We start from the raw sequence: 18,275 nt of genomic DNA on the forward strand, positions 1-18,275 counted from the left end.
ACGCGTTGCAACGATTACTGGAAGGTTTCCAGCGGCGGCACCTGGCGCGGCTTGCGGTCCGGGCCGGTGGCAACGTAGGTCAGCGTGGCTTCCGTGACCTTGACGATCGATGCCTGCAAGCGGTTACGCTCCGCATACACTTCGACATTGACGGTAATCGACGTATTGCCGACCTTGACGATGTCGGCATAAAACGAAAGCAAGTCGCCAATGAACACCGGGTTCTTGAACACGAACGAATTCACGGCGACCGTGGCGACGCGGCCATTGGCGCGGCGGGTGGCCGGCAGCGAACCGGCAATGTCGACTTGCGCCATGATCCAGCCGCCAAACACGTCGCCGTAGACGTTGGCGTCGGCCGGCGCGGGCATCACGCGCAGTTCCGGCATTTTTCCTGGAGGCAGGCCGCGGCGTTCCGCGGAAAGTTCGGGCGTTTCTGGCGTGGTCATGGGGTTTTCTCACAAGGGCTACAATTGAGGGGAAATTGTAAACTACAGGAACCAGCCCTGCCATGCGCCGTCAGTCTTCCGAACCACTGCCCCCCGACCCTTCCGGCAAACCGCCCCGCAGCGACCTTGCCACCCTCAAAACCCTGATGCCCTATCTGTGGGTCTATAAATGGCGCGTGCTGGCCGCCCTGATGGCGCTGGTGGGCGCCAAACTGGCCAATGTGGGCGTGCCGGTGGTGCTGAAAAAGCTGGTCGATGACATGACCGTCACGCCCGAGCATCCGCACGCGCTGCTGGTGCTGCCGGTGGCCGCGCTGGTCGCGTATGGCCTGCTGCGGCTGTCCACCACCCTGTTTACCGAGTTGCGTGAATTCCTGTTTGCCCGGGTCACGCAGCGCGCCGTGCGCACCATCGCCCTGCAAGTGTTCCGGCATTTGCACTCGCTGTCGCTGCGCTTCCATTTGAACCGGCAAACCGGCGGCATGACGCGCGATATCGAACGGGGCACGCGCGGCGTCGGTTCGCTGATTTCCTACACGCTGTTCAACATCCTGCCGACCCTGGTGGAAATCTCATTGGTGCTGGGCTACCTCGTCACGCACTACGACATCTGGTTCACCGCCATCACCTTGACCGCGCTGGTCAGCTATATCGCGTTCACCGTCATCGTCACGGACTGGCGCACGCACTTCCGCCGCACCATGAACGACCTCGATTCGAAAGCCAATACCAAGGCCATCGATTCGCTGATCAACTATGAAACCGTCAAATACTTCGGCAACGAAGATTATGAAGCCAAGCGCTATGACGAAGGCTTGCAGCGCTACGAAGCGGCGGCCGTCAAATCGCAAACTTCGCTGTCGTTCCTGAATACGGGCCAGTCGCTGATCATCGCCACCGCCGTCACCCTGATCCTGTGGCGCGCCACGCAAGGCGTGATCGATGGCACCATGACCCTGGGCGACCTGGTGCTGGTCAATGCCTTCATGATCCAGCTGTATATCCCGCTGAATTTCCTCGGCGTGATTTACCGTGAAATCAAGCAAAGCCTGGCCGACATGGAGCGCCTGTTCGGTTTATTGGACCAGAACCGCGAAGTCGACGATGCGCCCGATGCCAGGCCGCTGGTCACACATGGCGCGCAAGTGCATTTCTCGCACGTGGATTTCAGTTACGAATCCAAACGGCAAATCCTGTTCGACGTCGACTTCACGATTGCCGCCGGCACCACCACCGCCATCGTCGGCCACAGCGGTTCCGGCAAATCCACCCTGTCACGGCTGCTGTACCGGTTTTACGAGGTCGGCTCGGGCGCGATCACCATCGATGGCCACGATATCCGCGCCGTCACGCAACATTCGCTGCGCCACGCGATCGGCATCGTGCCGCAAGATACCGTGCTGTTCAACGACACCATTGAATACAACATCGGCTACGGCAAGCCCGGCGCCACCAAGGACGACATCGTGGCCGCCGCGCGCGCCGCATCGATCCACGACTTTATCGTTACCCTGCCGGACGGCTATGCCACCGTGGTGGGCGAGCGCGGCTTGAAACTGTCGGGCGGTGAAAAGCAGCGGGTGGCAATTGCGCGCACGCTGCTGAAAAATCCCGCAATTCTGATCTTCGACGAAGCCACGTCGGCGCTGGACTCCAAGGCGGAACAGGCGATCCAGGCGCAATTGAAGGACATCGCGAAAAACCGCACCACCATGGTCATCGCGCACCGCCTGTCCACCGTGGTGGAAGCGCAGCAAATCATCGTGCTCGACCACGGCCGCATCGTGGAACGCGGCACGCACCACGCGCTGCTGGCGGCCGATGGGTTATATGCCCAAATGTGGCAACGCCAGCAGGCCAACAAGGAAGACGAAGCCGAAACAATCTAACCGTAGGGCGGTTTTCGTGGGGGCGCCGAGCCCAGCGAAAGCCGCCATGCATGCAGCCCGGCGTGCTATGGCGCCAGGTTGCCGCATGCATGGGGCGGCTTTGCCTCTGGCAAAACCGCCCTACAAAAAAAGGCGCCGTGCATTCACGCGGCGCCTTTTTCTTTGCAACAGCCAGGGACTTACGCGGCTTCTTTCGCCTTCGGCTTTTCATCGCGCAATTCGCGCCGCAGGATCTTGCCGACATTGGTCTTCGGCAGTTCATCGCGGAACTCGATGTATTTCGGCTTCTTGTACGCGGTCAGTTCATTCTTGCAGAATTCCTGCAGCGCTTCGGCCGTCAGGTTCGGGTCTTTGCGGACCACGAACAGTTTCACGGCTTCGCCGGAATTCTTGTCCGGCACGCCGATGCAGGCCACTTCCAGCACGCCAGGGTGCGACGCCACCACGCCTTCCACTTCGTTCGGATAGACGTTGAAGCCGGACACCAGGATCATGTCTTTCTTGCGGTCGACGATGCGGGTGTAGCCGCGTTCATCCATGATGCCGACGTCGCCGGTCTTGAAGAAGCCATCGGCCGTCATCGACTTCGCGGTTTCCTCCGGACGGTTCCAGTAGCCCGCCATCACTTGCGGGCCACGGATCGCGATTTCACCGGTGGCGCCGATCGGCAGCACATTGCCGTCGTCGTCCAGGATCTGCACTTCCGTCGAGGGAATCGGCAAGCCGATGGTGCCGGTGAATTCCTTGATGTCGACCCGGTTGGCGGTCGCCACCGGCGACGTTTCCGACAAGCCGTAGCCTTCGATGATCGGCGTGCCCGTCAACTTCAGCCAGCGGTCCGCCACCGCCTTTTGCACGGCCATGCCGCCGCCGTTGCAAATCTTGTAGGATGAGAAGTCCAGCTTGGCGAAGTCCGCATTGTTCAACAGCGCGTTGTACAGCGTGTTCACGGCCGGGAACACCGTCACCTTGTACTTCGCCAGTTCCTTGACGAAACCCGGGATATCGCGCGGGTTCGGGATCAGCAAGTTCAGGCCGCCCATGCGCATGCTCATGAAGCACGAAATCGTCAGCGAATAAATGTGGTACAGCGGCAGCGCGGCCACGAATACCATTTGCTCGCTGCTGGCCTTGAATTGCAGCCACGCTTCGTTTTGCAGCACGTTCGACACCACGTTACGGTGCAACAGCACGGCGCCTTTCGACACACCGGTGGTGCCGCCCGTGTATTGCAGGAACGCGATGTCGTCGTGCGTCTGCTTCACAGCCCTCATCTTCAGGCGCGAACCTTCGGCCAGCATTTGCTTGAACGAGATGGCTTTCGGCAGCGAATACGCTGGCACCATCTTCTTCACTTTGCGCACCACCAGGTTGACGATCATGCCTTTCAGGCCACCGAGCAGGTCGCCCATGCTGCCGACGATCACGTGCTTGACCTTGGTCTGGCCCAGCACCTGCTGCACGGTGGTGGCGAAGTTTTCCAGCACGATGATGGCTTCCGCGCCGGAGTCGTTCAACTGGTGCGCCAGCTCACGCGGCGTGTACAGCGGATTGACATTCACCACCACGTAGCCGGCGCGCATGATGCCGGCCATGGCGACCGGATATTGCAGCACGTTCGGCAGCATGATCGCCACGCGGGCGCCTTTTTGCAGGCCCTTGTTCTGCAGCCAGGCGCCGACGTGCTGCGACATCGTATCGACGTCGCGGTACGTCAGCGTCTTGTCCATGCAGGCATACGCGTCACGGTCGGCATAGTTACGGAAAGACTCTTCCAGCAATTGCGTTACTGAGCTGTACTGCGTGTTGTCGATCTCCGCCGGCACGCCTTCGGGATAGGATTTCAACCAGATCTTTTCCATCTATAGCCTCGTGTTGGATGTGTCAATAATTTTTCTTATGCCGCTTTCTTGCCCTCGTCACGCAAGGCGCGGCGCAGGATCTTGCCGACGTTCGTCTTCGGCAACTCATCGCGGAATTCGATGTACTTCGGTTTCTTGTAGCCGGTCAGGTTGTCCTTGCAGTACGCCATCAGGGTTTCCGCCGTCAGGTTCGGGTCCTTGCGCACCACGAAGACTTTGACCGCTTCACCCGAATGTTCGTCCGGCACGCCGATGCACGCGCATTCCAGCACGCCCGGGTGCGACGCCACCACGCCTTCCACCTCGTTCGGGTACACATTGAAGCCCGAGACCAGCACCATGTCTTTCTTGCGGTCGACGATTTTCACGTATCCGTTGGCATCCATCACGCCCACGTCGCCCGACTTGAAGTAGCCGTCCGGCGTCATGACCTTGGCGGTTTCTTCCGGGCGGTTCCAGTAACCCGCCATCACTTGCGGGCCGCGAATTGCGATTTCGCCCGGCTGGCCCAACGGCACTTCATTGCCGTCGTCGTCCAGGATGGCAATCTCGGTGGAGCAGACCGGCAAGCCGATGGTGCCCGTGAATTCCCTGCCGTCGCCCCGGTTGCCGGTCGCCAGCGGCGACGTTTCAGACAAACCATACGCTTCGAGGATCGGCACGCCAGTGGCCTTCAGCCATTTGTCGTTGACCGCCTGCTGCACGGCCATGCCGCCGCCGTTGCAAATCTTCAGGCCGGAGAAGTCCACTTTGGAAAACTCGGGGTGATTCACCAGCGCGTTGTACAACGTATTGACAGCCGGGAACATGTTGAACTTGTACTTGCCCAGTTCCTTGATGAAGCCGCCGATATCGCGCGGGTTCGGCACCAGCACGTTCAGGGCGCCGGCATGGGTGCCCCACATGGCGCAGGCCGTCAGCGCAAAGATGTGATACAGCGGCAAGGCGCAGATGATGGTCAGCGGATCCACTTGCGGCGCTTTTTCCAGCGCCGGCGCGGCCCACGCATCGATTTGCAGCAAGTTCGCCACGATATTGCGGTGCGTCAGGGTGGCGCCCTTGGACACGCCGGTGGTGCCGCCCGTGTATTGCAGGAATGCGACGTCGGACGATTTCAGCTCGACCGGCGTGAGCTTCATGCCGGCGCCCTGCCCCAGCACGGACTTGAAGCGCACCGCGTTCGGCAGTGAAAAGGCCGGCACCAGTTTCTTCACGTTGCGCACCACGAAGTTGACGATGGCGCCTTTCAGGCCGCCCAGCATTTCCCCCATGTTGGCCACGACGATGTGCTTGACCTTGGTGCGCGGCAGGACCTGCTCCAGGGTGGTGGCGAAGTTTTCCAGGATGATGATGGCTTCCGCGCCGGAATCGTTGAGCTGGTGTTCGAGCTCGCGCGGGGTGTAGAGGGGATTGACGTTGACGACGGTGTAGCCGGCGCGCAGGATGGCGGCGATCGACACCGGGTATTGCAGCACGTTCGGCATCATGACAGCCACGCGCGCGCCTTTTTTCAGGCCCCGGCTTTGCAGCCACGCGCCCAGTTGGCGCGACAGCTTGTCCAGCTCGGCGTAGGTCAGGAACTTGTCCATGCACACGTACGCGTTGCGGTTGGCGTATTTCTGGAACGATTCTTCCAGCAGGTGTACCAGCGACCGGTATTGGTCAGGATCGATCTCGGCGGGAACGCCGGGGGGATATGACTTCAGCCAAATTTTGTCCATCCTGTGCCTCGTCTCTCAGTGGTTTTTATATGTGGCGCGCGGCGCACAGTGCCGGCGTTGAAAGCTGCTGCAAGCTAAAAATAGTACGCTCGTACACAAATACTATGATGATGCTATCGGGCTGCCGCCCGGTATGCAAGCAGTTTTGTATTTTTTGAACGCCTCCTCTACGGGAAAACCAACGCTTGCCGCAGTGCTGTTCTTGCTGCTATGCAGCAAGGCTTACTGCCCATCGACTGCGCATTTACTGCACAGGCAAAGCTATCGATTGCGTAGCCACCGAATTGCTTACGTCAGCGCCCGCTGGCGGTTGAGGCTGGGCCAGTTGTATCAGTTGGGCTTGACGCTCCGCCTGGCTCAGGTTTTTCATGCGCTGCACTGCAACATAGAAGCGCGGGAAGGTTTTTTCCTGCGCCAGCAGGGCACGGAACCCGGGCAGGAAATCATTATAGGTTGCAACAGAGGCAAGGTGGGCATTGTTTAAGTGGTCCGAAAAATACCTGTCGTAACCCGCATATCCGCCCCAGGCGCCATTGCGCAGCGTCTGGTATTCCGCCTTCAGCGACGCAAAGATGCGCGCCTTTTCTTCGCGCTTTTTCTTGTCGCTGACTTTGCGCGCGTAATTGTCGGCCAACAGCTGGCGGTGTTTGACCAGCAATTCCAGGAAGTCCTGGCGCCGCGCGTTGTAGCGCAGGTAGCCTTCGCGCATGGCTTCATTGCCGTACATTTCCAGCCACTTGTGCACGCCCGCTTCTTCCACGGCCGATGCAAACGCTTCATTGAAACGGGAATCGCCTTCGGCATACACCACCTGGTGCGCCAGTTCATGGAACACCATGCGCGCCAGTTCCACGTCCGAATAATTGATGAACGATGACAGCAGCGGATCGCTGAACCAGCCCAGCGTGGAATAGGCCGGCACGCCGCCGATCTGGACGTCATTGCCTTCCGCGCGCAATTGGTCAGCGTAGCCTTCCGCATCGTCCTTGCTGTAATAGCCACGGTAGCTGACGCAGCCGGCAATCGGGAAACACCACTGGATCGGGCGCAGCGACAGTTCCGGCGTGGCCACCACATTCCACAATACATACGGGCGTTTCAGCGCCGCGTAATTCTTGTAGCTGGCATTGTCCGGCAAGTTCAGTTCCTTGACGGCGAAACGGCGGATCAGCAGCGCCTTTTCCAGGCGCGCCTTGAGTTTGGGATCGGTGGTGGGGTCGCCCAGCCAGTCTTCAATCGGCCGGGCGTCGGACCAGAGCGCATACTGGCCCTGGGCCGCCTGGAAGTAATACTTAAACTGTGCACAACCCGCGAGCATCAGTGCGCACGCACCCGCCGCCAGCCAGAATCTGGCGCGCCTTAATTGACGGGCAATTTCGCGCATTCTTCACCTTCAGGTGCATTTCTCTACCTGAACCAGTGTATCGTAAAAAGTCGGCGCACGGCCCATATCCGTAAGGCGCTGGCTGGTGACTTCATTGGCGTTCTTGCCATCTCCGGCCAGCTTTTTCCACCAGATCGACAGCCCCACCACTAGGCCGGCACGGGCTTTGTCCGTCACCCGGGCCTTGCACGTGAAACTGCCCCGATCGTTGTATATCCGCACCATGTCACCGTGTCCGATACCGCGTGCGGATGCATCTGTTGGATGAATGTCCAGATGCGGCTCGCCCTCGGTGGCGCGCAGGCTGGACACATTGACAAAGGTGGAGTTCAGGAAGTTGCGCGCCGGTGGTGAAATCATGGCAAGCGGATAGCGTTTTGCCAGTTCCGGATTGCTGGCCACCGATTCATAGGGCGCGATGTACGCCGGCAACGGATCGAGGCCGTCGGCCAGCATCGCGGCGGAATAAAACTCGCATTTGCCCGATGGCGTCAGGAAGCCGCCGTTGGCAAACGGCGCGGCTGGCATGTTCAGCTTTTGCCAGCCATCGCGCTTCAGCGATTCCCAGTCGAAGTGGATGGCGCGCACGTCTTGCTGATTGAACGCCTGCGCCGCCAGGGCGTCGTCGGACTCCTTGAAGCACGGGTCATCCATGCCCATACGCTCGGCCAGCAGGCGGAAGATTTCCGTGTTGGCTTTGGCTTCGCCCATCGGTGCGATGGCCGCGTTATTGGCCATCATGTACAAGTGGCCATACGACGTGTGCGTATCGACGTGTTCCAGCTGCGTGGTGGCGGGCAGCACGATGTCAGCGTAATCGGCGGTATCGGTCTGGAAGTGTTCCAGCACCACGGTGAACAGGTCTTCGCGGGCGAAGCCCTGCGCCACTTTGGCCGACTCGGGCGCCACCGCCACCGGGTTCGAGTTGTAGACAATGACGGCTTCCACCTGGGGCCCGAATTCCGGTGATGACGGTTTTAACAGATCATCGCCGATGGTGGACATGTTGATCGTGCGCGGCGTGCGGCCGGCCAGCAAATCCGGGCGCTGCAGCTTGGCCTTGTTGGTCGGGAAGGAACCGGACGACGACAATTGCACGCCGCCGGCCGGATGGCGCCACGCGCCCACCAGCGCCGGCAGGCACGCGATATTCCGCACCGCCATGCCGCCGCCTTTGACGCGCTGCACGCCGTAATTCATGCGGATGGCGACCGGTTCGCCGGCTTTGGCCATGCCGCCATACAGGCGCGCCAGCTGTACCACCTCGTCTTCCGTAATGCCACAGGTTTCCGCCGTGCGTTGGGGCGTCCATTCCGTCACGCGCTGCTTCAACTCTTCGTAACCGATGGTGTAGCCGGCAATGTACTCGTGGTCGAGCAAATCTTCCGCGATCAGCACATGCATCAGGCCCAGCGCCAGCGCCGCATCGGTGCCGGGCAGCGGCGCGATGTGCTGGTGGCATTTCTCGGCCGTCAGCGAGCGGTAAGGGTCAATCGCGATCAGCTTGGCGCCGTTGCGTTTGGCCGCTTGCGCGCGGGTCCAGAAATGCAGGTTCGAGGCGATCGGGTTGCCGCCCCAGATGATGATCAGTTTGGCATCCTGGAATTGCTCCATGTCGGTGCCGATCGATGCGCCCACCGTATAGCGGTAGCCGGTGGCGCCCGCCATCGCGCAAATGGTGCGGTCCAGCAGCGAGGCGCCCAGCTGGTGGAAGAAGCGCTGCGCCATCGATTCGCCCTGTACCAGGCCCATGGTGCCGGCGTAGCTGTACGGCAGGATGGCTTCGGGGTCGCGCGCGGCGATCGGCTTCAGTTTGGCCGCGATGGTGTCGAGCGCCTCATCCCAGCTGATGCGCTCGAACTTGCCTTCGCCTTTTTTGCCAATGCGGCGCAATGGCGTCAGCAGCCGGTCCGGGTGATACGTGCGTTCCGCATAGCGGGCGACCTTGGTGCACAGCACACCGGCGGTGGTGGGGTGATCGGGATCGCCTTTCACTTCGGTTGCGACGCCGTTTTCGACGGTAACGATCAGCGCGCAAGTATCGGGACAATCGTGCGGGCAGGCCGCACGAACATGGGTGGTGGTCATGGAATTCCCTGGAAATACATCGATGAAACCGCCATCGTAAACCATTTTCAGCGCGCTCTCAGACTGCCCTTCCGCGCCCGGCGAGGCTACAATGCAAGGATAGCAACTGGCATGGTGGAGACCAGGTATGAAACTTGTAGAACCTATCATTGCATTTCAATCCGAACTGCAACAAATCCGGCGCGATATCCACGCGCACCCCGAACTTTGCTATGAAGAGCAGCGCACTTCCGACGTGGTGGCCGACAAGCTGGCGGAATGGGGCATCCCCGTCATCCGCGGCATGGGCACCACCGGCGTGGTCGGCATCATCAAGAGCGGCACGTCGGGCCGCGCGATCGGCCTGCGCGCCGATATGGATGCGCTGCCCATGCAGGAAATCAACACCTTCCCCCACGCTTCGCGCCACCCGGGCAAGATGCACGCCTGCGGCCATGACGGCCACACGGCCATGCTGCTGGGCGCCGCGCATTATCTGTCCCGGCACCGCGATTTCGACGGCACCGTGTACCTGGTGTTCCAGCCGGCCGAAGAAGGCGGCGCCGGCGCCCGCGCGATGATCAGCGATGGCTTGTTTGAACGCTGCCCGATGGATGCGATTTACGGCATGCACAACTGGCCGGGCGAAGCCACCGGCACCCTGAGCGTGACGGAAGGCCCGATGATGGCGTCCAGTAACGAGTTCCATGTGACGGTGCGGGGTAAAGGCGCCCATGCGGCGCAGCCGCACAACGGGATCGATCCCGTCATGGTGGCCGTGCAAATTGCGCAAGCATGGCAAACCATCATCACCCGCAATAAGAGCCCGCTGGATACGGCGGTGTTGTCGATCACGCAAATCCACGCCGGCAGCGCCACCAATGTCATCCCCGACGACGCCAAGCTGGTGGGCACGGTGCGCACCTTCACCACCCAAGTGCTGGATCTGATTGAAAGCCGCATGCGCGCGCTGGCCGAAGGCATTGCCGCCGGCTTTGGCGCGGAAGTCGATTTCACGTTCCGCCGCAATTACCCGCCACTGGTCAACCACGCGAAGGAAACCCGGTTCGCGGTGGAAGTCATGAAGTCGCTGGTGGGCGAAGACCGTGTCAACGACAAGGTCGAGCCGACCATGGGCGCGGAAGATTTCGCGTTCTTCCTGCAAGAAAAGCCGGGCTGCTATATCTTCATTGGCAACGGCGACGGCGACCACCGCGACGGTGGCCACGGGCTGGGGCCATGCGTGCTGCACAACGGCAGCTATGACTTCAATGACCAGTTGCTGCCGATCGGGGCGAGTTTCTGGGTCAAGCTGGTGGAAGCGTCGCTACCGAAAAACCAGTAATTACGGCAACTGGTCCGGGCCGCTGCCCACGCGGTGGCCCGTATTCAATTGTTCCAGCGCCAGCAGCGCCGCCGAATGGTCCGCATGCGGGAACACCTTCTCGATCGACTCATAACGCTGCGTCACCAGGTCCGTCACCGGCAACTCCACCCCCGCGTCGGCTGCCGCTGCCAGGATATTGTACTGGTCCTTCAACTGCGTCTTGACCTGCCCGCCCGGCATGAAATTACGCTCCAGCATGCGCTGGCCATGCACTTCCAGCACGCGGCTTTCCGCAAAGCCGCCACGGATCGCATCGCGCACGGCGGCCGGATCGGCCCCTGCCGCCTGCGCCAGCAACAGCGCTTCGGCCACGATATTGATGGTGCCGCCCACGATCAGCTGGTTGCACAGTTTCGATACCTGTCCGGCGCCGGCCGGCCCCACGCGGGTGGAGCGGCCCATGGCGGAAAACACCGGCTGCGCTTGCGCGTAATCGTCTTCGCCGCCACCGGCCATGATGGCCAGCGTTCCCGCCTGGGCGCCACCGACGCCGCCCGACACGGGCGCATCGATAAAGCGGCACCCCGCCGCGGTGAGGCTGCGGTGGAACGCCTGCGCTTCCGACTGGCGCGTGGAACTCATGTCGATCCACAGCGCGTTGGCCTTCAGCGACGGCAGCGCCGCATCGATCACGAGGCCGACCACCGGCCCCGCCTCCAGCATGGAAATCACGATATCGGCCGACGAGACGGCGTCGCCCAGGTCAGCGACGGGCATGGCGCCGAATTCAGCGAGCGGCTCGGCTTTGCTGGCCGTACGGTTCCAGACCGTGACGGCGTAACCGGCGTTGAGCAGGCGGCGCACCATGGGATCCCCCATCAAACCGATGCCGAGGAAAGTGATTTGCATTAGGATCTCCAAACAAGTTGAGAACAATGGGTGCCGGGCCTTCGGGCCGGGCATCCACATATCAGTATCTGGTCAGCATCTTAGCGCCACCGGATCGTTTTTGTGAATGTCGCTACAATGAGGGAATGCTATATAACTCGAGATATGGCATCGACTATGAAAGAGCCTATGCACACATTCAAACTTATCGCGGTTGCAAGCGCCATGCTGGCCATGCAATCCGCCCAGGCGGCACCCGATATCGACACGGCTTACACGGAATTTGGCAGCGGATCAAAGGTCCGCATGGTGCGCGCAGGCGTCACCTCCGACTGGAACACGCGCTGGTTCCAGTCCAACGGCACCCATGTCACGGCCTACTGGGATGCCAGCTTCGGCGCATGGCGGGGCACGCGGGCGCGCAATATTCCGGGCGCGCACCAGAACCTGGTGGACGTCGGCCTGACGCCGGTATTCCGCTTCCAGCGTGACGACGGCCTGGGATTATTTGCGGAAGCCGGTATCGGCATGCACCTGCTGTCCAAAAAATACGACAATAATGACGACCGGCTGTCGACCACTTTCCAGTTCGGCGACCATATCGGCGTCGGCTATGTGTTCAACAAAAACTGGGAAGTGGCGCTGAAGATGCAGCACTATTCCAACGGCGGCATCAAGAAACCCAACAGCGGCGTGGATTACGGCGTGGTGAAGGTGTCGTACCGCTTCTAGGCACCTGGATGAGGATGCCCGGCCTGAAGGCCCGGCGCCCATTTATAAAACTCAATAAAAAACCCTCCGCAAGCGCAAGCCTGCGGAGGGTTTTTATTTGCTGCTACGGCTTATTCAGCGACGTCGGTACCGACGTTGATGGCGGCGTAGGCACGCTGCACGGCTTTCGCTTCCGCGCTGTTGGCACCATACAGTTCCGTCGCGGCGGCCAGCACTTTGGTGCGGGCATCGGCATAGTTGGTCGACGACGTAAACTTGGTGGTCAGCGCCTTGAACCAGATGCGGTATGCCTTGTCCAGGCCGATGCCGGTCATGTTTTTCGGCGACTGGGTCAGGTACGGCGAGTAGTAGTCGCTGGACGTGGTGGCGCTGGAACCCTTGGCCAGGAAGTAGAACATGCGGTTGTTCGGGCCGCTGCTGTAGTGCACGTCCAGGCGTTTCAGCGACGAACTCCATGCATCTTTCGATGCGCCGTCTTTCGAAGGTTTGTACATCCAGCGCAGCGGATTGCCATCCTTCGAAATTTCCTTGCCGGTCATCCAGTCGTTGGCGCCAGGCGATGGCAGCGATGCGCCGGTGCCGCCGGCGCGGGCATAGGCTTCCACGGCTTCGCCAGCGATGTCCGATGCCGATTCATTCAGGCCGCCCGATTCGCCGCGGTAGGCCAGGTTGGACGTGGCGGCGGTGATGCCGTGGCCCATTTCATGGCCGATCACGTCGATCGAACCCAGGTTGTTGAAGTACGAACCGCCGTCGCCGATGTACATGCACTTGCAACCGTCGCTGTAGTACGCATTGTCATACGCGGTGTTGACGTGGGCCGCGATATAGGTGGCGGTATTGTTACCGTCCAGCGATTGCCAGCCCAGCACGTTCTTGTGCATGTCGTAGGTGTTCATCAAGCCCCACAGTGCGTTCACCGCGGCGGTCTGGCCGTTGGCGTTGGTGGTGCTGCCGCCGGCGATGTATTGCTGGCCATCGCCCCAGATATTGGTGGCGTTGGTGTACACGCTGCCGGCGCTGGTGGTGTGGTTGGCGTTGGTGATGGCCATGGCGCCGAAGGTGCCGCCGGTGCCGCGCGAACCATCGATCATCTTGTAGTTGGCGCCGTCATAGGTGGTGTTGATCGGCACCTGGCCGTTGTACTGGCTGTGGCCGGTGCCGATCACGGTTTGATGCATGTTCCACTGGTCGAGCACAGCGCCATTGGCCGCGTCCACGATGGTGTTGTGGAAGACCGGCTTGTTGCCATTGGCCTGGCGGGTCTGCACCAGGTACGCCAGCTTGTAGCTGTCCACCACGTCTTGCACGTCGGTCGCGTTCAGGTCCGCTTCGGCCTTGTTGGCGGCGCCGGCGACACGCACGGTTTTCATCACAGGGAAAATGATCAGTTCCGCGCTTGGCGGGTCGATCTGTACATTGTGGGAACCCACTTTGCCCAGCGCGACCTTGATGGCGTCCTGGCCGCTCATGGACGGCTTGGTGTTGATGCGCTTGGCGCTCAGGTCTTTGCGGCGCTCGGCAATCGATTCGCTGACGATGTTGCCGCCCGCATCGGAGACCACCACGGATTCGGATTCAAACACGCGCACACCCTTGTAGGTGTGGTTCAGGCGGCTGATGGCGTGGCCACGTTCGCCCGGGTGCTGGGAAGCGATGGCGAAACCATGGTCGGCATCCAGGCCATGTTTGCTGCGCTCACCATTCAGCGTGCTGACCAGGCGAGCCTTGTCTTGCTGGGAAAACGATGCCGGGGTGCCCATCATGGGCGCGGCGAATGCGGAACCTGCGATCGACACAATTGCTGCTGCAATCAGGGTCTTGCGAATTGCCATGGTTTCTCCGTTATAGATTTGGGTAGCGACGGCTACCTCGTGACCGCCACCTTACCGAAGCACCACAGGCCATGACAAAAAAATCGGGAATTACGACGAAAAGTGTGCACTTGTCTCAATTTGAAATTTTTTGTCGAACGTATCCATGTTTTTTTGTAGCGCGATACGGAAACAACGCAGCACTTGTGCGGTGTTGAATCATTCGTTCTGACTGGGCTATGCTGAATTAAGTAACCGGTGCAACACCGGTTGCAGCATAGTCGGGAGAGACCGGTCCACCATAGCCGGCGCCGAAGGAGCAACCGCCCCGGAAACTCTCAGGCCCATGAACCGGCTATGCTGATCAGAACTCTGAAGAGCCGCCCGGCCGCATGGCCATGGCGCACCGAAGGAGCAAGCGGCGCTACCGCCCGTGAATCTCTCAGGTCCGGAACAGAGGGGGCAACCGCTGTGCGTACGTCCTGTGCGCGCAGTTCTCAATCCATCTTGTGACGAAAGTCCGTGCCTTGACCGCATCGACCGCGTTTGCGCCGCGTTTTGCGCCGCGTTTTGCGCCACATTTTGCGGTGCGGGCCTCGTACACCCTGAAAAGGAGAAGCATCCATGCAGCACCAACGTTCCACCCGGCGTGCATTGCTGGCGCCATTGGCCTTGTTCACGATCCTGGGCCTGTCCGGCATACCCGCCATGGCGCAAAACGCCACGGCGATTGCCGCCAAAGACGGCGCATCGGCGCAAGCGGCGGCACAGCGCGACTTCGCGCAATTTGCCGCGTACCAGCTGCGCACCCGGCCCGGTGTCGCCCCGGTTGATTTCCCGCTCGAAATCGGCGACATGCAGGACTTGAAGGATGCTGTGATCGGCTACGGCTTTCCTGTCCATTCCGTGGAAGCCAAAGACATCGTCGCGGGCCGCGCGGATTTGCAGGCCATGGCCAAGCCTACCGGGCAGTGGCGCTTCATCGTCTCCGTGCGCGGCAAGCCGGTCGGCCTGGCGACCGTGGAGCAGGTCAACGGCCGCTATGAAACCGTTTCGTATGGCGCCGCCATCCTGGCAAAAGATGTCGATGCGTTGACGGCCCATCATGGCAATGCGGCGCGCAACAACCTGCGTTTCGTCCGCATTTACCAGGCGCGCGCCGACTTCCTGGAAGTCTCCGGTGAAGGCCGTACCCGTTATGCGCCACTGCATTCGGCACGCGAATCGCTGCTGCTGCAGGCGCGCGCAATGAAAACGGGTCAGGGCGACACGTCACTGATGGAAGCGTCCGAAGTGCTGCAGCCGCTGCGCGCAGCCGTCAAAGCCAACCTGGATGCGTTCCGCTGATCCTCATATCTGAATCTGGAGAGACCCATGAAATTGAAGCATCTCGCAATCGGCGCCGCCATGGCGCTGGCCATGCCGATGGCCATGGCGCAATGGCGCACCTTGTCCGTGCCGCTGACCACGCAGGAACACAGCCAGTGGTGCTGGTCCGCATCGAGCAAGGCAATTCTCAGCTATTACTGGGCCAATTACCCAAGCCAGTGCCAGATCGTGAACTGGGCGTATGGCTTGAACTACGCTTGCGGCAACAGCACGTTTAACTGGAACAGCAACGCCAACCAACCGAACTCCATGTATGGTTCATCCGGCAGCGTGCAAAACATCCTGGCCAATTGGAGCGTGCCAAACACCGCGATCAATAATTACCTGTCGTGGAACACCGTGGTTTCGGACATCAACGCCAACCGGCCGTTCGTGATCCGCTACGGCTGGACCGGTGGCGGCGGCCACATCATGGTGGGACGCGGCTATGAAACATATAACGGCGTCAATTACGTATACATCATGAACCCGTGGCCAGGCGAAGGACAAACCTGGCGCACCTATGCGTCGGCGGTCAGCGCGTCGGACCATAACTGGACCCATACGCAGCGCATGAATATCAGCCGCGCGAACTGACCTGTGCAAAAGCCGGCCCGGCATTGAGTGGGCTGGCTTTTGAAATTACTCAGCAATGTCGGTCCCAACATTGATGGCTGCATACGCCCGCTGCACCGCCTTCGCTTCAGCGCTGCTGGCGCCATACAGTTCTTGCGCCGCCGCCAGCACCTTGGCGCGCGCATCGGCGTAATTGGTCGACGAGGTGAATTTGGTGGTCAGTGCCCGGAACCAGATGCGGTAAGCCTTGTCCAGGCCAATGCCCGTCATCGCCAGCGGGGCTTTGGTCAGGTACTTCGAATAGTATTCGCTGGTGGTGCTGGCATTGGAACCCCTGGCCAGGAAGTAGAACATGCGGTTGTTCGGGCCACTGCTGTAGTGCACATCGAGGCTTTTCAGCGTCGTACTCCACGCGTCCGGGCTCTTGCCATCTTTGCTCGGCTTGTACATCCAGCGCAGCGGCTGGCCACTTTTTGAAATCTCCTTGCCCACCATCCAGTCGTTGATGCCGGGCGACGGCAGCACGGCCCCCTTGCCGCCAGCGCGCGCATAGGCTTCCACGGCTTCGCCGGCGATATCGGATGCCGACTCGTTCAGGCCGCCGGATTCACCGGTATAGAGCAGGTTGGAGGTGGCGGCCGTGATGCCATGGCCCATTTCATGGCCAATCACGTCGATGGCGCCCAGATTGTTGAAATACGTGCCACCATCGCCGATGTACATGCATTTACAGTTACCGGAGTAGTAGGCATTGTCATAGGCGGTGTTGACGTGGGCGGCGATGTACGTCGCCGTATTGTTACCATCCAGTGACTGCCAGCCCAAGACGTTCTTGTGCATGTCATACGTGTTCATCAAGCCCCACAAGGCATTCACTGCCGCGGTCTGGCCATTGGCGTTGGTGGTGCTGCCACCAGCAATGTATTGCTTGCCGTCTCCCCAAGTGTTACTGGTGCTGGTGTACATGCTGCCGGCGCTGGTGGTGTGGTTGGCATTGGTGATGGCCATGCCGCCAAAGGCGCCACGCGCGCCGCGGCTGCTGTCCAGCAGGCGGTACGTGGCGCCGCTCAAGGTGGTGTTGATGGCGACGGTGCCGCTGTACTGGCTGTTGCCGGTGCCGGCCACGGTCTGCAGCATATTCCATTGCCGCAGCACGCTGCCGTCTTCCGCGCTGACGATGGTGTTGTGATATCGCGGCTGGTCGCCGTTGGCCAGGCGCGTTTGCACCAGGTAGGCCAGCTTGTAGCCATCGACCACGTCCACCACGTCGAGCGCATTGAGTTCGCTCTCAGGTTTGTTCTCCGTACCCGCTAGGCGGACGGTCTTGATGAGCGGGTAAATGATCAGCTCCGCGCTGGGCACCTCGACCTGCGCACTGTACGCGCCGATCGTGCGCAACGCGGCATTGAGCGCCTCTCTCTGCTGGAGTCTGGGGGTAACGTTCATGCGCTTGCCACTCAGCGCCGCACGGCGGTCGGCGATGGATTCGCTGACGAGATTACCGTTCCCGTCGCTGACCACGACGGATTCCGAGGCAAACAGGCGCACGCCTTTATAGGTATGGTTCATGCGGCTGATGGCCATGCCCCGCTCACCGGGATGCTGGCTCTCGACAGAGTAGCCATGATCACTGTCGAGGCCATGCTTGCCACGCTCGCCATTGAGTGTGGTGACCAGGCGTGCCGTCTCTTGCGCATTAAAGGAGACGGGATCGCCCATCGTGGGTGCCGCGTCGCCGGTCCGGGCAGCAGCCAGCATCACGATAATGAGCATTTTACGATTGGCCATGTTTTCTCCTTTGTGTGCCTGGCCATTTTCGGGCAAAACACAGCATTTGCGATGCGGGAGAGGTGTAAAACCAGGTAAAGACGGGACGTGGAAAAGCAAAAAACCCCGCCAGAATGAACTGACGGGGTTTTTCTATATAACTAGCCTGACGATAACCTACTTTCACACTGGTTGCAGCACTATCATCGGCGCAAAGTCGTTTCACGGTCCTGTTCGGGATGGGAAGGGGTGGGACCGACTTGCTATGGTCATCAGGCTTTGACTTGTCGCGTTGCACGCTATGGCGCACAACTGCAATCCGGAAGAAGTAAAGTTGTTGGGTAACTCATCATCGAGTAAATGCGTATAACCGGCAAGGTTATAGGGACAAGCCGTACGGGCAATTAGTACTGGTTAGCTTAATGCATTAC

General features: G+C 60.5%; 13 protein-coding genes, 1 rRNA gene and 1 riboswitch. Of the genes, 5 read left to right on the forward strand and 9 right to left on the reverse strand.

Annotated elements, in window-relative coordinates; genetic code table 11:
• Positions 1-14 precede the first annotated feature (14 nt).
• Complete coding sequence (locus AC1RRC_RS16000) at positions 15-449, reverse strand: acyl-CoA thioesterase (RefSeq protein WP_493056490.1); 435 nt, start codon at positions 447-449, stop codon at positions 15-17.
• Positions 450-511: 62 nt separating this feature from the next.
• Here AC1RRC_RS16000 and AC1RRC_RS16005 point away from each other — a divergent pair, with 62 nt between their 5' ends.
• Positions 512-2,338 carry an ABCB family ABC transporter ATP-binding protein/permease gene (locus AC1RRC_RS16005; protein ID WP_493056491.1) on the forward strand — a complete coding sequence of 609 codons (1,827 nt, stop codon included), beginning with the start codon at positions 512-514 and terminating at the stop codon, positions 2,336-2,338.
• A gap of 179 nt (positions 2,339-2,517) precedes the next feature.
• Here AC1RRC_RS16005 and AC1RRC_RS16010 read toward each other — a convergent pair whose 3' ends face one another.
• The 4 genes from AC1RRC_RS16010 to AC1RRC_RS16025 all read right to left on the reverse strand — a co-directional run bounded on the left by AC1RRC_RS16010 (position 2,518) and on the right by AC1RRC_RS16025 (position 9,393).
• Positions 2,518-4,200 carry a long-chain-fatty-acid--CoA ligase gene (locus AC1RRC_RS16010; protein WP_493056492.1) on the reverse strand — a complete coding sequence of 561 codons (1,683 nt, stop codon included), beginning with the start codon at positions 4,198-4,200 and terminating at the stop codon, positions 2,518-2,520.
• A 35-nt stretch (positions 4,201-4,235) separates the two neighbouring features.
• Positions 4,236-5,921, reverse strand: a complete 1,686-nt coding sequence (locus tag AC1RRC_RS16015; RefSeq protein WP_493056493.1) for a long-chain fatty acid--CoA ligase — start codon at positions 5,919-5,921, stop codon at positions 4,236-4,238.
• 244 nt (positions 5,922-6,165) lie between these two features.
• Positions 6,166-7,305, reverse strand: a complete 1,140-nt coding sequence (locus tag AC1RRC_RS16020; RefSeq protein WP_493056495.1) for an aminopeptidase — start codon at positions 7,303-7,305, stop codon at positions 6,166-6,168.
• A 9-nt stretch (positions 7,306-7,314) separates the two neighbouring features.
• A complete protein-coding gene (locus tag AC1RRC_RS16025) occupies positions 7,315-9,393 on the reverse strand; it encodes a molybdopterin-containing oxidoreductase family protein (RefSeq protein ID WP_493056496.1) in 2,079 nt (692 codons plus the stop codon).
• Between the two features lie 127 nt (positions 9,394-9,520).
• Here AC1RRC_RS16025 and AC1RRC_RS16030 point away from each other — a divergent pair, with 127 nt between their 5' ends.
• Entirely contained in the window at positions 9,521-10,717 is a 1,197-nt protein-coding gene (locus AC1RRC_RS16030; protein WP_493056497.1) for a M20 aminoacylase family protein, read from the forward strand.
• Here AC1RRC_RS16030 and AC1RRC_RS16035 read toward each other — a convergent pair whose 3' ends face one another.
• Positions 10,718-11,608: an NAD(P)-dependent oxidoreductase gene (locus tag AC1RRC_RS16035; RefSeq protein WP_493056498.1), complete on the reverse strand. Its 891-nt coding sequence runs from the start codon at positions 11,606-11,608 to the stop codon at positions 10,718-10,720.
• A 168-nt stretch (positions 11,609-11,776) separates the two neighbouring features.
• On the opposite strand from AC1RRC_RS16035, the gene AC1RRC_RS16040 reads away from it, so the two are divergent.
• A complete protein-coding gene (locus AC1RRC_RS16040; protein WP_493056499.1) occupies positions 11,777-12,319 on the forward strand; it encodes an acyloxyacyl hydrolase in 543 nt (180 codons plus the stop codon).
• 110 nt (positions 12,320-12,429) lie between these two features.
• Here AC1RRC_RS16040 and AC1RRC_RS16045 read toward each other — a convergent pair whose 3' ends face one another.
• Complete coding sequence (locus AC1RRC_RS16045; protein WP_493056500.1) at positions 12,430-14,154, reverse strand: M4 family metallopeptidase; 1,725 nt, start codon at positions 14,152-14,154, stop codon at positions 12,430-12,432.
• 251 nt (positions 14,155-14,405) lie between these two features.
• Positions 14,406-14,497: riboswitch (glycine riboswitch) on the forward strand.
• Positions 14,498-14,757: 260 nt separating this feature from the next.
• Here AC1RRC_RS16045 and AC1RRC_RS16050 point away from each other — a divergent pair.
• Entirely contained in the window at positions 14,758-15,480 is a 723-nt protein-coding gene (locus AC1RRC_RS16050) for a hypothetical protein (RefSeq protein ID WP_493056501.1), read from the forward strand.
• A 27-nt stretch (positions 15,481-15,507) separates the two neighbouring features.
• Positions 15,508-16,098 carry a C39 family peptidase gene (locus AC1RRC_RS16055; protein WP_493056502.1) on the forward strand — a complete coding sequence of 197 codons (591 nt, stop codon included), beginning with the start codon at positions 15,508-15,510 and terminating at the stop codon, positions 16,096-16,098.
• A gap of 45 nt (positions 16,099-16,143) precedes the next feature.
• Here the strand turns inward: AC1RRC_RS16055 and AC1RRC_RS16060 are convergent, their stop codons facing one another.
• Positions 16,144-17,865 carry a M4 family metallopeptidase gene (locus tag AC1RRC_RS16060; protein ID WP_493056503.1) on the reverse strand — a complete coding sequence of 574 codons (1,722 nt, stop codon included), beginning with the start codon at positions 17,863-17,865 and terminating at the stop codon, positions 16,144-16,146.
• Positions 17,866-18,008: 143 nt separating this feature from the next.
• A 5S ribosomal RNA gene (gene rrf / locus AC1RRC_RS16065) occupies positions 18,009-18,121 on the reverse strand.
• Positions 18,122-18,275: the final 154 nt, after the last annotated feature.

The sequence above is a fragment of the Pseudoduganella sp. GW821-FHT12E03 genome, assembly GCF_058807115.1.